Source organism: Clostridium sp. J1101437_171009_A5 (assembly GCF_015547905.1).
Taxonomy (GTDB): domain Bacteria; phylum Bacillota; class Clostridia; order Oscillospirales; family Oscillospiraceae; genus Pseudoflavonifractor_A; species Pseudoflavonifractor_A gallinarum.
Genome location: NZ_JADMVY010000003.1, coordinates 329,973 through 342,682 on the forward strand (window position 1 = coordinate 329,973; position 12,710 = coordinate 342,682).

Consider the following 12,710-nt stretch of genomic DNA (forward strand, 5'->3'; position numbering starts at 1 on the left):
GAACCGTCCCGGCGGGACAGGTCAGGCAGTGACCTGTTCCACCTCCGGGATGGGTTTGAGATTAAAATGAATTTCGATAGAAATGTGTCTTGTTTTATCTTCGTCAATGCGCTCATGCACGACGATTTCTTTGATTAAGCGGTTGAGGGTGGCTGCGTCCAACTCTGTGATGTTGGCATATTCCTGAATGGCTTCCACCCATTGTTTTGCGTCATTGGCAAGCTGGACTTCATCGGACAGCCGCTTTCTGCCCTCGGACACTTTTGTTTTAAGTTCCGTCTGCTCGGTCTGTGTCTTTTCCAGCATGGTGTTGAAGTTCTGCTCACTGATACGCCCTGCAATCATATCTTCATAAAGCCGCATTACCATTTTGTCCAGAACCTCAATCCGTTCCTCGTCCCTTGTAAGGGAGCGTTCCATTGCTTCCCGCTGTTCCCGCTGCTCGGCTTCACAGGTATTGGTCAGGCGGTCAGCAACCGCTTTCCCGTCCATCAGGGCAGCTCTGGCACATTCCCGGATTTTCCGCAGCACATGACTGTAAAGGGTGTCATAATCAATCCGGTGCTGGGTGCAGTGGTTCTTTCCAAAGGCATTGTAGGTCTTGCAGGAGTAAATCTGCTGGGGATGTTTTGCGTTTGTGTAGCGTACCGTCAGAGACTTCCCACACTCGCCGCATTTTATCAGTCCGGCAAACAGGCTGATTTCATTGGTCTGCCCCGGACGCTGGCGGGATTTCAGCTTGTTCTGCACAATGTCAAAGCTCATGCGGTCAATCAGCGGTTCATGCTGTCCTTCCACTACAATCCAGTCCTCCGGCTTCTTTTCCCCAATCGTGCCGATTTTGAAACGGTAGTCCTTTTTCTGGGAAGCAATCGCCCCAGTGTAAACGGGATTCATCAAAAGGTCTTTGATAACGGAAAAGTCCCACATATACCGCCCGTTTTCCGGGTCTTTCTTTTCCCATTTGGTGCGGGTATTGCGAAGCCCCCGTTCCCGGTTCCACCATGTGGGGCAGGGGATTTTTTCTTCCTCCAGCCGTCTGCGGATATAGTTCGGACCATGACCGTTTAGGGCATATCCGAAAATCAGCCGCACAATCGGGGCGGTTTCCTCGTCAATGAGCAGATGGTTTTTGTCCTCCGGGTCTTTCCGATACCCAAACGGGGCAAGACACCCGGTAAACTGTCCTTTCTGCGCTTTCAGAAGATAAGAGGAATGGACTTTCTTGGAAATATCCTTGCTGTACATCTCGTTCAGGATATTCTTGAACGGGGCGATGTCGTTGTTATCCCGCAGGGTGTCGATACCGTCATTCATGGCGATATAGCGGACACCGTTTCTTGGGAAAAAGTCCTCAATCAAATGCCCTGTTTGCAAATAGTTACGCCCCAGTCGGCTGAGGTCTTTCGTGATGACAAGGTTGATTTGCCTGCGCTCAATGGCTCTCAACATTCTCTGTAAATCAGGACGCTCCATATTAAGACCTGTGAAGCCATCGTCCTGATAGACTGCCACAACCTCCCATCCCTGCTTTTCGCAGTATTTTTCCAGCATATCACGCTGGTTTGCGATACTGGCACTTTCGCCTTGCAGGTCATCGTCCTTTGACAGCCTGCAATAGACCGCCGCACGATAGCCCCCGGCAAGTGCTGAACCGATTGTTCTGTATTCCATTTCGTTCATCATAGCCATTTACCCACACAATCCAGACGGTATCTGGCTCTGTTGAACCTCATCTTCATTATACTTCAAATCTTTCTTTTTAGCAAGATATTCTTTTGCATTTGTTTTGCCGTATTTCTGGGAAATCAGGCTGACGAACACATCGGTGGCGTCCAGTTCCCCGTCAAATACGGTTGTCACTTCAATCTTGGTCTTATTTTTCGCCATAGGCAGTTATCCTCCATACATGAAAATAGCCAGACAGAGAACGGTCGGCAACGAAGTCCGGCAACGGGCTTCAAAAGACCTTGCAAACAATCTCAATCTGGCGTTGATTACTATTTATACTTTTCTTTTATTTTTCTGTTGTTTTGGTTGTCAGAGAGGGAAAAAGCCCGGAAATAAGGGATTTTCCCCGGCAACCGGCTCGGCAACGGGATAGCAACGAAGTCGGCAACGGGCTGTCATTTTCAGAATGGAAGCTCCATCTGCTCTGTGACCTCCACAAAACCGTCCATAGATTTTTCGGGCGGGTTGTCGGTGTCCGTTGCCGGGATTTCACGCTCCCAGCCCTTTTGTCTGCCGTATTCCGCAAACATCCTCGGATTGGAAAAGTAGTTCCACCCGGTAATGCACTGGTTCATTATCTCGTTGATTTCCCGGATTTCCCATTGCTTCGGCTCATCAAAGGTGTGGTTTAAGGCTTCCTTGTAGAGCTGCTTGGAGCAGACCGTTTCCCCGGTGTACTTATCAAGGTAAGCCTGTATCATCCCGGCTTTGGTGTCCTCCGGCATAAAATCCCGCTGGTGTTCTTTGAGATACCGCTGCATGGCTGGGCTGAATGACAGCTTGAACATGCCGCTTCGGTAAATCTCCATTGCTTCCGCCCACATCTGGCTGATATAGGCTCTGGAAGCGGCTTCGTCCTCCAAAATGTGAACCTCGGCTTGCTCCGGGTACACCATGACCGGGATAAATCGGCGGTTGCCGGAACGGTCAAGGGGGAGAAAGTCAAGGGCGTTGGAAGTGCCGCCGAACACGCATTGACGGGGGCGGTCTGCCGGGTGAGTTTCATAGGGAATTTTGTAAACCTCTTTCTGGCGGCTTAGAAAGGACTTGATTTCCTCAATGCTCTTGGCATTGGCGGTTGCCATCATTTCCGACATTTCAATTATCCAGTGACCTTGCAGCTTGCGGTACACGTTATCATCGTCCAGCTTCCGCAAATCATCGGAAAACCACTCGTCCCGGACTGCCAGCAGCCGGAAGAAGGTGGATTTGCCAGCCCCCTGACCGCCTACCAGACACAGCATGATTTCAAACTTGCTTCCGGGCTTAAATGCCCTTGTAATCGCCCCCAGCATGAACAGCTTCAAGGCTTCATAGGTGTAATCGTCCACATCAGCTCCCAGAAAGTGCCGCAGACAGAAGCGGATGCGCTCAGTCCCGTCCCATGCAAGGCTGTTCAGAAAATCCCGGATGGGGTGGTACTTATTCTCATTCGCCACAATCCCGATGGCGGTTTCAATCTTTTTCTCACTGGTAAGCCCGTAGGTTTCCTCCAGATAGAGAAGCAGATACTTCATGTCCGTATCGGTCAGGGCTGTGCTTTCTCTGTGAAAACCGATGGGCTTTATGATGTCCTTGCGGTCGGTCAGGATGTTGTAGGCGATTGCCCCGGCAAGCACAGGGTCACGCTGGAATACGGTCAGGCAGTTCCGTATGCTCTGGCGGACGCCGCCTTTCTCGGTGGTTTCCAGAGTTGCCTTTACTTCCTCAACGCTCTGGGGCGGCTGCATGGCGTTCATGGTGTTTTTTAGTTCTTGCTGCGTCTGCGGCTGCAAGCTCTGCCATTCGCTGTTCAAGCTGTATCACATCCTTTCCGTAGTCCATAATCAAAACCGCTTTTTCCTCTGTCTCCCCGAACAGCAGCACATCCAGCAGATATTCCACATGGGCTTGCTTCTGCAAGGCTTCCACGAACCGGGGATGAAACGCTTCCTCCGGGGAGTGCGGGGCATAGTCGGTTTTCCATACCCGTAAGAGGTGTAGATAATCGGCAAGGACACGGAAGCAATGTGCCTTTGCTTCCCGGAACTGTTCTTCCGGGGATTTCTGCCGGGGCTTGGGCTTCCTTGCCCTGCCCGGTGGCTTCCAGTCCTCATAGGCAAGCCCGAAGTCACTCGCCAACTGTGCGGCGGCTTCCTTTTTCCCCAGCCCGTACAGGGCAGCTACAAAATCAATCACATCCCCATCTGCACCACATCCGAAGCAGTGGAAACGCTTGTCCAGCTTCATGCTGGGGGTCTTATCGTTGTGGAACGGGCAGCAAGCCATCCCGTTTCTGTTTACCCGGATTCCGTAATGCTCCGCAGCCTGTCTTGTCGTAACGGACTGCTTCACAGCTTCAAATACATTCAAATCAATTCCTCCTTGTAAAAAAGAAAAGGCACTTATCATTCTCAATCTGAAAATGGCAAGTGCCTGTTAAAGTTCCATATCCTGTTGTTTGTGTTTCGTCTGCGCCGGGGCGTTTTTCTGTGCTTTCTTCTCGTCAGCCTTATCCTGCAAGACTTCTTTGAGGGGCTGCTTCTTGGGCGGCTCTTTGCTTTCCTCTGTGCCGGGTGTGGCTTTCCGTACCCAGTAGCGGATGTCCCGCAGCTTCTTCAAATCTTCCTGCACCTCGGTCAACGGTACTTTCAAGTCTGCGATTTCGCCCACAAGCTTCGCCTGTTCCTGCAAAAGCTCCTTTTTCGTGCTGTCCTTATCATCCGGGTGCTTGGCAAGGTAGGCACTGGCTTTCTCAAACCGGGCAACCTCCGGGTGTTCCAGCTTGAATTTTTCCTTAGTTTTCTTGAAAAATATCTTCTGGTATTTCTCATAAACGGGCTTACATTCCTTACAGTCCGTCCGGGCGGCAAGGATAGCGTCAATCACGTTGCTGCGGGTTTCCTTTGGCTTCATCTGCTTTCGGTAGTCGGCGGCAGATTTCCCGGACGTTTCTATAAAGTTTTCCAAATCCTCCACGGTGGAAAGTCCCTTTCTCTGAAGATAGGACAGGGCTTCGCTGACTGCCTTTAAGTCTTTGGAAGTTCCACGGTTTTGTCCCGCCCGTGTCCAGTCGCTCCGTTCTGCCTTTCGTACCTCCATGTACTTCATCAACAGATTGGGAAGAAATACCGCTTCCTCCGCAGCTTTTTCCGCAAGCAGTTCTTTTCGTTTTTCACTAAGCTCGATAATCCAGCCTTTGAGATTTTTAATAAGCTGCCGGATAGACTTCATCAGGCTGTTGGCGGCTTTGATTTCCCGGTTCAGATTTCCGATGTTGGTCTGAATCCCTCGCTTTTCCATCTGCCGGACAGCAGCACCCTCATGGACGGTAGGGATAATATCAAGCCCCTGTCTTTCATAAGAACGGAGATCCACCCGCTCCGGGCGGTTGTTGGCTTCCAGATAGCGGTTCTGGATGATCTCCCATTCATGCCGCCAGATTTCACAATACTTGCGGTCGTTCCAGTCAACCGTATCTTCCTTGTGACTTTTCCATCTGCCGGACGGAAGTTTTATCCGTTCCCCGTTCTCGTCAAGGTCATAAACCTTGCGGCTCTTGGGAAGCCATTTCCCATGTTCATCCATTGCCCGCATAGTCAGCATGACATGAGCGTGAGGGTTTCCGTCCCCTTTGTCATGGATGGCAAAATCCACGCACATTCCTTTGGAAACAAACTGCTGATTGCAGAAATCCCGGACAAGGGCGGCGTACTGGTCGGGCGGTATCTCTCTGGGAATGGAAAGCACCCACCGCCTTGCAAGCTGGGAGTTCCATTGCTTCTCAACAGCTTCGGCGGCGTTCCATAAGGTATTGCGGTCTGCATACTCTGGCGGGGCATTTGCCGGGAGCAGGATTTCATTATGGACGATACCACGCTTTTCTGGGTAGTGCTTCACTTGCTGGTCGTATTCACAGAACAGCTTTTCGCCGCTTTGGTAAGCAGCGGCGGCAACAGCAGACTGGCGGTTGCTACGCTGGACGATGGAGATTTGATTGTGTGGACAGGGCATTTAGTGTTCCTCCTTTCCGATTTTAGGTATAAAAAAAGCAGGAGACCTTTTTCAGATTTCCTGCTTGGTGTGCCGCTGGGGGCGGCGGGTATTTAGTTAAAATTCAAGATTACTTAACTTTATAATAGTTTTCTATTGCCTGTGCAAAGAAATCAGAAGCCCCTTCACCGTATTTTTCGTCTATCATTGGTTTGATTTGTTCATTGCGGTAATACTGCGCCTGTGCCATCATAAAGCCTTTTTCTTCTTTTATCTGGGCAAGCTGTTTCATAACAAAGCCATATTCTCCAACAAGCTCTTTTACTTCAAAAGAATCTATGTCACAATTCTGTTTTGCAATCAGTTTTTGCAAAATCGCTTCTATCCGTTTGTTATAGCTTTCTGCAACTTCTTTGCTGACGGGAGTTCGGGCAACAGACAGAAACTTGTCCTTTCCACCATACCATTCAACTACCTTTGCATAGCCTTTCTGCATTTCTTCCGAAGATACGACTTCCATATAATGCTTTTTCCATTGTTCAATGCTACCAAATTCTTTAATTGCAATGTTTCTCATATTCTCCGGCATATGCTCAAGCATGGTTTGGAACATTTCTTCTACTTCTGTTTTGGTAAAAATTGTAAAATCCATTTTGTTCTCTCCTTTCAGAATGTCATCAATGCTGGCAATCAGACGTTCCATTCGTTCTTTCTTTGTTACCAACATTTTTCGCTGTACTTGTAGAATCTGATTTCTTTCAAGGAGATATCAAACTCACGGAAAAATAAAATCTGTTGTAATGTTTCCAGTGCCTTATCGTCATAAAGCCGGTATCCCGCATCACTTTTTTCTGTTGGCTTTAACAACCCGATTTCATCATAATAGTGAAGCGTGCGAACGCTGATACCTGTTAAATCTGATATTTCTTTTACTGTCCTCATAGCTGCTGACCTCCTGTTCCTGATAAGGTAACTTTAATCTATGACGTTCCGTGAGAGTCAATAGGCATTTTCATTTTTTAGTATAACATTTTTCATTTCTTCTCAAAAGACAGAAAACTGATTCTGTAAAACTTGTCGGCTGGGAACAGCTTGCAACGCAAGGTGTCCCCAGATGGCAAGTCCACAAAAGGGTAGCTGGCGAAAGCCAGCGCAGGGGAAGTGTAGCGTCCCCTGTTTGATTTGGAGCAGACCGTGGCTGCGGAAAATTACAGCCCTCCGGCGAGGAGCCTTCGGAGAACGCAATGCACCAACCTTTGGGTGGTGTATAATTGCGCCCTTAGTAAACTAAGGGGTTTCCGGCTTCTCCCGTTCCAGCAGTTTTTTCAATAGTTCCTGCGTGTCCTGCCTGTGAAAAATGAGTTTCAACAGCAGCATGACATCATCATCTGTCAGGCGTTCCGGCTCTTGCAGAAAACTTTCCAGCATACCGCCACGAGTACAGAGCCGGTGCGTCCGTTCCTTTCGGGTAAGCTGCTTCAACTGGTGCTGCAATGCCTTTTCATCATTGATGGCTTTCCGCAGTTTCTTTTCGCTTTTTTCCAACTCCCGGTTGAGCTTTTCCAGTTTTGAGGTATCAGGCAAGGGCAGCGTCCTCCTTTCCCGGTATCAGCACATAAATCCGGTTTGGTTCTCCCACGCCCTGACGCACCCGCATGATAAGTCCGGCGGTTTCCAGTTCATTCAAAGAACGCTTGACCGTCATAGAGCTGCGGGACAGGACTGCGGCAATGGCTGTGATGGGGAAGCAGACAAACAGGATTCCGTTCTCGTCCTCCTGCCCTTTGGATAGCATAGCGTCCAGCATCCGGCAGTACATAACCTTTGCGGTGCTGCTGACTGGAAATCCTGTTAACGCTCTGGGAAAGGGCATACAGAGCGGCAATGGTGTGTCTATCGTCATAAATTCAAAATTCATTCGGTGTGTTCCTCCTTTTTCTTTGCTCGTTTGGATAAATAACGGGGGCAGTTAATCACAACCGCCCGGAAGCTCTGCCTGCACCCATGCTGGCATTTCCGGCATAATTCGTTGTAAGTGACACGCCCCCGGTCATTGAGGTAAAAGGAAAGCTCATGCTTTCTCTTTTTGCTCATTCTCGGCATATTGCGCTCCCTCCCGTTTTTGTGTATGGTTTCGGGGCGATTTTCGGCAAAATTACAGCCATAGAGCCGCTTAAAATCTCCCAAAGTATCAGCGATAGGGTAGACTATCCCCCTATCAGATTGTCGTGTTTCGGTATCATTTCGGTGTCAGTTCGCCAGTTCTCCCCGGTGTCGTTCCTCCCCTGAATCTCACAGCGGCGTATCGCTCCCTTTGGTACGCTCGTTTCGGTCAGGGTTCCTCCATATCCCTGCCAAAAGTCATGGCGCTACATCGCCGGGGAAGCATATCCCACACAGGCTGGTCATTCGATTGGAATAATCCATCGATGAACTACCTGTATCATAGAACATTTTTGTGCCCTGTGCCGTATGTCCACAAAGTAGGAATTAGGGGTAAAAATCAGAAATTTCCACGATTGCGGAAAGTGTGATATAATCCAGTTAAACGGCAACAATGAAACCGCCGGAAAGGAGCGTGCACCCATGAAAGGAGCAACAAGCATACAGGAACGCCTTTGGGAACTCCGCAAGGACAAAGGCTTAAATCTGGAAGAACTTTCAAAGCTGACGGGTATTTCTAAATCAGCCCTTGGCAGTTATGAAAAAGAAGATTTTAAGGAAATCAATCATGGAAACCTCATCACGCTGGCAGACTTCTATGGGGTTTCCGTTGATTATCTGCTGTGCCGGACAGAGAACAAGGAGCAGATCAACACGCCATTGACGGAGCTGCATTTGAACGATGAGATGGTTGCACTTCTGAAAAGCGGTCGGATTAACAACCGTCTGCTCTGTGAGCTTGCCACACATAAAGATTTTATCAAGTTTCTTGCAGACATTGAGATTTATGTGGACGGGATTGCCACCATGCAGATTCAAAACCTCAATGCACTTGTTGATACCGTCCGGCATGAAATCATTGAACGGTATCGCCCCGGCGAAGATGACCCGCATTTGAAAGTGCTGCAAGCTGCCCATATCAGTGATGATGAATATTTCAGCCACATGGTTCTGGATGACCTCAACCTGATTATCCGGGATATTCGGGAATCCCACAAAAAGGACAGTGAAAGTGCGCCCCAGACCACCGTTGCCGATGAACTGAAAGAAAATCTGGAAGCCGTCGAAAATTTCAAGGGCAGCCGTTTGGAAAAACTGGCAATGCTTTACTGCAAGCAACTCGGTATCAACTACAAAAATTTATCGGAAGAAGAATTTCGCTGGCTGATTCGGATTCTCCAAAAATCAAAGAAAATGGGAACGCCTATCAGCCAGAGGAAAAAATGGTAAAGAAAAACCGCTGTTGCATGGTTTGTTGGCTTCATTCCATGTAGCAGCGGTTCGTGCTGTGATTATTCAGTTAGAATTTCTGAAAGACAAGCTGGAAGTTATAGTGCAATCTTTTTCCATTTTCTAATCTTGGTTCTAAAGGTTCCGAACGGAGCAACTGTATTAACATGTATGAATTTGTATACTTCCCAGACGGCTGTTTTAGTTGCTTCGTCAGCCCATTTTCTCATATGTGGTTTAAATAATTCTTCCTCACTCAGAGAATCAATCATTGCATAAATAGAGTTGATATTCTCATTCAATCTGTCTTTCAATTCTTGCAGTGACAGCTGGGCATATGTATCTGTGAACCATTGATATAATTCGCCAAGCTGATTCCACTTAAAATTATCCGAAGGAGTTTTGACAGGAATACCCTTTCTTTCGTCTGATTCCCATTTAATAACAAGAGTTGTCCAGCCGACCTGATAAGCAAGATTTTCAGCTGGAGTTCGATCGATCTCATCAACTCTCTTATCTTTTAAATGCTCAGGAATATCATTAAATTCTGAAATATACTTTGCAAAGCTTTTATTTATCTCGTTTTTAAGCTCGTCTTTATTCTCATATGTTCTCAATAGTCTATCCCCCTCAGCTTCCGATTTTCCGGTTTCAAAAACAGGAATTTTCAAATTAGTCTTTGCAAATAACCTTTGAACCTTCACCATCAATTACAATTCCCTGACGGTTGTTAATTGGGCATAGATTCAAATCCGAAAACTCAGTCATTATTTTCTCGGTAACTTTCTTAAATGGTGCTGTAAGATAATGCGGAAGAACATAGAAATCAATCAAATCAAGCCCTGCATCATCTTCTTGTGAGTAGTCCTCTGGCTTTTCATCCATTTGCTCGATATATTGGATGCTTGGAGCGCATATAATTGCGCCTGCCGACTCGCCAATCATCAATTTTCCATTTGCCAATTCCTTTTTCAGCAGCCCATCAGCTCCCGTCTTACGGAGCTGGTCCATAAGAAAAAAAGAATTTCCGCCGGTAAAATATATCACATCTGCATTTTCAAAAACAGACTGTATCGTTGAATAAGCCTCCGTTGAAATATCAATTTCAGTTACGATTGCTCCCAACTTTTTGAATAATTTTCGAGCCGAGCCGACATAACCGATGTAGCCTTCACGCAGCGAAGCTGTTGGAATAAATGCGACTTTCTTATTTTCAATTTCTTCCTTTATCAGACTTCCTACACTTGAAAAGTGCGAACATAAAAATAGTTTCATCAATATTCTCCTTTATAGATTTCGATTTATCATAATTATTCTACCATATCGTTATGAATAAATCATCTCATGCAAAACAATTTCTTCTGCCCGGTTGCGAATGTTATTGCAACGCTGCACCCATTCCATTTGACAGGTACGCTTTAATTCCTCAGTCACACCCTCGGCAGCTTTCATCTGCTCCATGATGGTATCGAACCGCTTCTGTGCCTGTTCGTTCAGGTCTGCAAGATATGTCCACAATTCTCCGGTCAGTATCAATGTGTTCAATCTGGCTGGATGGACTTCTCTTAAATATTCCCGGTGCATCCGTCCATATTTTCCGATGGGGCGGTGTTCCTCCGGCAGTTTCAAGTCTGGGATGTAGTAATCTCCGACAAGAATATAATCAATTCCATTTTCCGTTATTCTTGGTTTCAATTCGCTCATGTTCCTTACCTCCTGTGGAAGTAGGCTCGTCTGGTACTAACTCAATCACATCGGTAATCTCACAATTCAGCGTTTCGCAGATACGGGCTAATGTATCCATGCTGATGTGCTTTCCCTCTTTGCTCATGTTGGCAATCATATTTGTTGTCATACCAGCAGCAAGCCTTAAATCCTCTTTTCTCATATCACGCTCTAACAGTGTGTGCCAGAGTGGTTTATAGCTGATGTGCATATTGTTTTCCTGCCTTTCTATCCATACCACCGGGGCGGCTGCCCCGGCAGGAACTTTTCTCTTATTATAACACCAATCTTGTGAAATCACAATTTATTCTTGTAGACTGCCGCTGATACCGTCTGGATTGTGCTTTTCCTTTCGTTTTTTGTTCCAACTAATTAGCCATGAGCTGCTTCATGCCCTGGGACTTTGCTTATGTGTGATAAAGAAGTAATAGAAGTGTAAAAAATTTTGCCGTTCCTATCCGGCACATGAGGTATGTCGGATAGGTCGGGCGGTTAGGTGTCGGGCAGTTCTACCTTGCCGACAAAAGAATAATAGATTTCGATTTCCTGTCTGCGTAACTTGCCCCGGCGTTTCCCGTCAAGGGCAACGCTTTCATGGACAACGATTTTCTCCACAAACTCCCGCAGCAGAGTAGGGGTAAGTTCTTCAATGGTAGTGTGCCTGCGTACCACATTCATAAACTTTTCAGCGTTTGCGGTGGCTTCCTGCGCTTTGGAAAGTTCTTCCCGCAGTCTGGCGGCACGTTCTTTCAGTTCTTTCTGCTCGGCTTCATAGTCTGCCGACAGCTCTGTGAAACGCTCGTCCGATATGCGCCCGGTTACGCTGTCCTCATACAGCCGCTTGAAGATAGCAGATAACTCGGCTATGCGTTTCTCGGCGGCTTCCAGCTCCTTTTTCTTGGCGGCGTTCCTGCGTCTGTCCCCGTCCTCATTCTGCTCGATTAAAAGCTTCATAAACCGGGCTTCATGCTTTGCCGCATAGCTGGTAACTTTCCGCAGATTGGAGAGTACGCCAGCGGTCAAGAGGTCAGTGCGGATAAAGTGCGCTGTGCAGTCGGCGGTGCGTTTCTTGTAGCTTCCGCAGATATAACAGTCCTGCTTGCGCTTGTCCGTCTGGTATCGCTGCTGGTACATGACGCTGCCGCAGTCGGCACAAAAGAGTATGCCGGAGAACAAGCCCACTTCGTCATAACGGTTGGGGCGTTTGCGCTGCTTGCGTAACTCCTGCACCCGTTCCCACGTTTCCCGGTCAATGATAGGCTCATGGTGGTTCTCAAAAACCGCCTGCTTTTCCGGGGGATTTTCTATGCTGTGTTTCAGCTTGTAGGACGGCTTCTCGGTCTTAAAGTTTACCAGACAGCCCGTATATTCCCGGTTTTCCAGCAGATGAACCACGGTATTGGTCGCCCACTTGCACTCATAGCCGGGGTGGTAGCGGCGGGTGCTGCCCGTCCTGCGGTATTCCAGCGTCCCCGGCGTGGGGATTTGCTGCTCGGTCAGCATACGGGCTATCTTGGTCGGACCGTTCCCGGCAAGGCAAAGGCTGTAAATCTGCCGTACCACCGGGGCGGCTTCCTCGTCAATGATAAAGTTTTCGTCCTCGTCCATGAGGTAGCCATAGACGGGCTTGCTTGTGATGGGCTTTCCGCTCATGCCCTTAGAGCGTTTTACTGCCTTGATTTTCTTGCTCGTATCTCTCACCAGCCATTCGTTAAAAATGTTCCGCAGCGGGGCAAAATCATTTTCCCCCTGTGCGCTGTCCACTCCGTCATTGATAGCGATGAAGCGGACACCTTTCTGTGGGAAAATCATTTCACTAATATAGACAAGGGCACAAAAGGGATAGCGTATGACGGGGGCAGCCCGTCAGATTTTCCATTCGATTTCTA

At 47.9% G+C, this 12,710-nt stretch carries 15 protein-coding genes and 1 pseudogene; 1 reads left to right on the top strand and 15 read right to left on the bottom strand.

Annotation, left to right across the window (positions count from 1 at the left end):
- Positions 1-21 precede the first annotated feature (21 nt).
- The 10 genes from I2C21_RS07005 to I2C21_RS07045 form a co-directional block, all read right to left on the bottom strand.
- Entirely contained in the window at positions 22-1,692 is a 1,671-nt protein-coding gene (locus I2C21_RS07005) for a recombinase family protein (RefSeq protein ID WP_008394601.1), read from the bottom strand.
- Positions 1,693-1,890: a hypothetical protein gene (locus tag I2C21_RS07010; protein WP_195278852.1), complete on the bottom strand. Its 198-nt coding sequence runs from the start codon at positions 1,888-1,890 to the stop codon at positions 1,693-1,695. It lies immediately after the preceding gene.
- 242 nt (positions 1,891-2,132) lie between these two features.
- Positions 2,133-3,470: a virulence-associated E family protein gene (locus tag I2C21_RS07015; protein ID WP_008394605.1), complete on the bottom strand. Its 1,338-nt coding sequence runs from the start codon at positions 3,468-3,470 to the stop codon at positions 2,133-2,135.
- Complete coding sequence (locus tag I2C21_RS07020) at positions 3,439-4,083, bottom strand: CHC2 zinc finger domain-containing protein (RefSeq protein ID WP_025544160.1); 645 nt, start codon at positions 4,081-4,083, stop codon at positions 3,439-3,441. Before I2C21_RS07020 ends, I2C21_RS07015 begins: the two co-directional genes overlap by 32 nt.
- Positions 4,084-4,149: 66 nt before the next feature.
- The gene (mobQ, locus tag I2C21_RS07025; protein WP_025544159.1) at positions 4,150-5,724 is read right to left on the bottom strand and encodes a MobQ family relaxase; all 1,575 of its coding nucleotides are present in this window, start codon (positions 5,722-5,724) and stop codon (positions 4,150-4,152) included.
- A gap of 109 nt (positions 5,725-5,833) precedes the next feature.
- Positions 5,834-6,406, bottom strand: a complete 573-nt coding sequence (locus I2C21_RS07030) for a TipAS antibiotic-recognition domain-containing protein (protein WP_353654785.1) — start codon at positions 6,404-6,406, stop codon at positions 5,834-5,836.
- Positions 6,407-6,420: 14 nt separating this feature from the next.
- Positions 6,421-6,645 (bottom strand): MerR family transcriptional regulator, encoded by a 225-nt coding sequence (locus tag I2C21_RS17785; RefSeq protein WP_353654786.1) that lies wholly within the window; start codon positions 6,643-6,645, stop codon positions 6,421-6,423.
- A gap of 345 nt (positions 6,646-6,990) precedes the next feature.
- Positions 6,991-7,287: a DUF3847 domain-containing protein gene (locus I2C21_RS07035; RefSeq protein ID WP_002594808.1), complete on the bottom strand. Its 297-nt coding sequence runs from the start codon at positions 7,285-7,287 to the stop codon at positions 6,991-6,993.
- Positions 7,280-7,621, bottom strand: a complete 342-nt coding sequence (locus I2C21_RS07040; RefSeq protein WP_195278853.1) for a replication initiator protein A — start codon at positions 7,619-7,621, stop codon at positions 7,280-7,282. The genes I2C21_RS07035 and I2C21_RS07040 overlap by 8 nt, the downstream gene beginning before the upstream one ends.
- On the bottom strand, positions 7,618-7,806 hold the full coding sequence (locus I2C21_RS07045; RefSeq protein ID WP_003533394.1) for a hypothetical protein: 189 nt from the start codon (positions 7,804-7,806) through the stop codon (positions 7,618-7,620). Before I2C21_RS07045 ends, I2C21_RS07040 begins: the two co-directional genes overlap by 4 nt.
- A 483-nt stretch (positions 7,807-8,289) precedes the next feature.
- Here I2C21_RS07045 and I2C21_RS07050 point away from each other — a divergent pair, with 483 nt between their 5' ends.
- Positions 8,290-9,096 carry a helix-turn-helix domain-containing protein gene (locus I2C21_RS07050; RefSeq protein ID WP_007047423.1) on the top strand — a complete coding sequence of 269 codons (807 nt, stop codon included), beginning with the start codon at positions 8,290-8,292 and terminating at the stop codon, positions 9,094-9,096.
- 98 nt (positions 9,097-9,194) lie between these two features.
- Here I2C21_RS07050 and I2C21_RS07055 read toward each other — a convergent pair whose 3' ends face one another.
- The 5 genes and pseudogenes from I2C21_RS07055 to I2C21_RS07075 all read right to left on the bottom strand — a co-directional run.
- Positions 9,195-9,713, bottom strand: a complete 519-nt coding sequence (locus I2C21_RS07055) for a ClbS/DfsB family four-helix bundle protein (protein WP_007047424.1) — start codon at positions 9,711-9,713, stop codon at positions 9,195-9,197.
- 55 nt (positions 9,714-9,768) lie between these two features.
- Positions 9,769-10,371 carry a Type 1 glutamine amidotransferase-like domain-containing protein gene (locus tag I2C21_RS07060; protein ID WP_007047425.1) on the bottom strand — a complete coding sequence of 201 codons (603 nt, stop codon included), beginning with the start codon at positions 10,369-10,371 and terminating at the stop codon, positions 9,769-9,771.
- Positions 10,372-10,422: 51 nt separating this feature from the next.
- Complete coding sequence (locus I2C21_RS07065) at positions 10,423-10,800, bottom strand: TnpV protein (RefSeq protein WP_054325002.1); 378 nt, start codon at positions 10,798-10,800, stop codon at positions 10,423-10,425.
- On the bottom strand, positions 10,760-11,122 hold the full coding sequence (locus tag I2C21_RS07070) for a helix-turn-helix domain-containing protein (protein WP_325213449.1): 363 nt from the start codon (positions 11,120-11,122) through the stop codon (positions 10,760-10,762). The genes I2C21_RS07065 and I2C21_RS07070 overlap by 41 nt, the downstream gene beginning before the upstream one ends.
- 191 nt (positions 11,123-11,313) lie before the next feature.
- Positions 11,314-12,639 (bottom strand): annotated as a pseudogene (locus tag I2C21_RS07075) (recombinase family protein); the annotation flags it as partial.
- Positions 12,640-12,710: the final 71 nt, after the last annotated feature.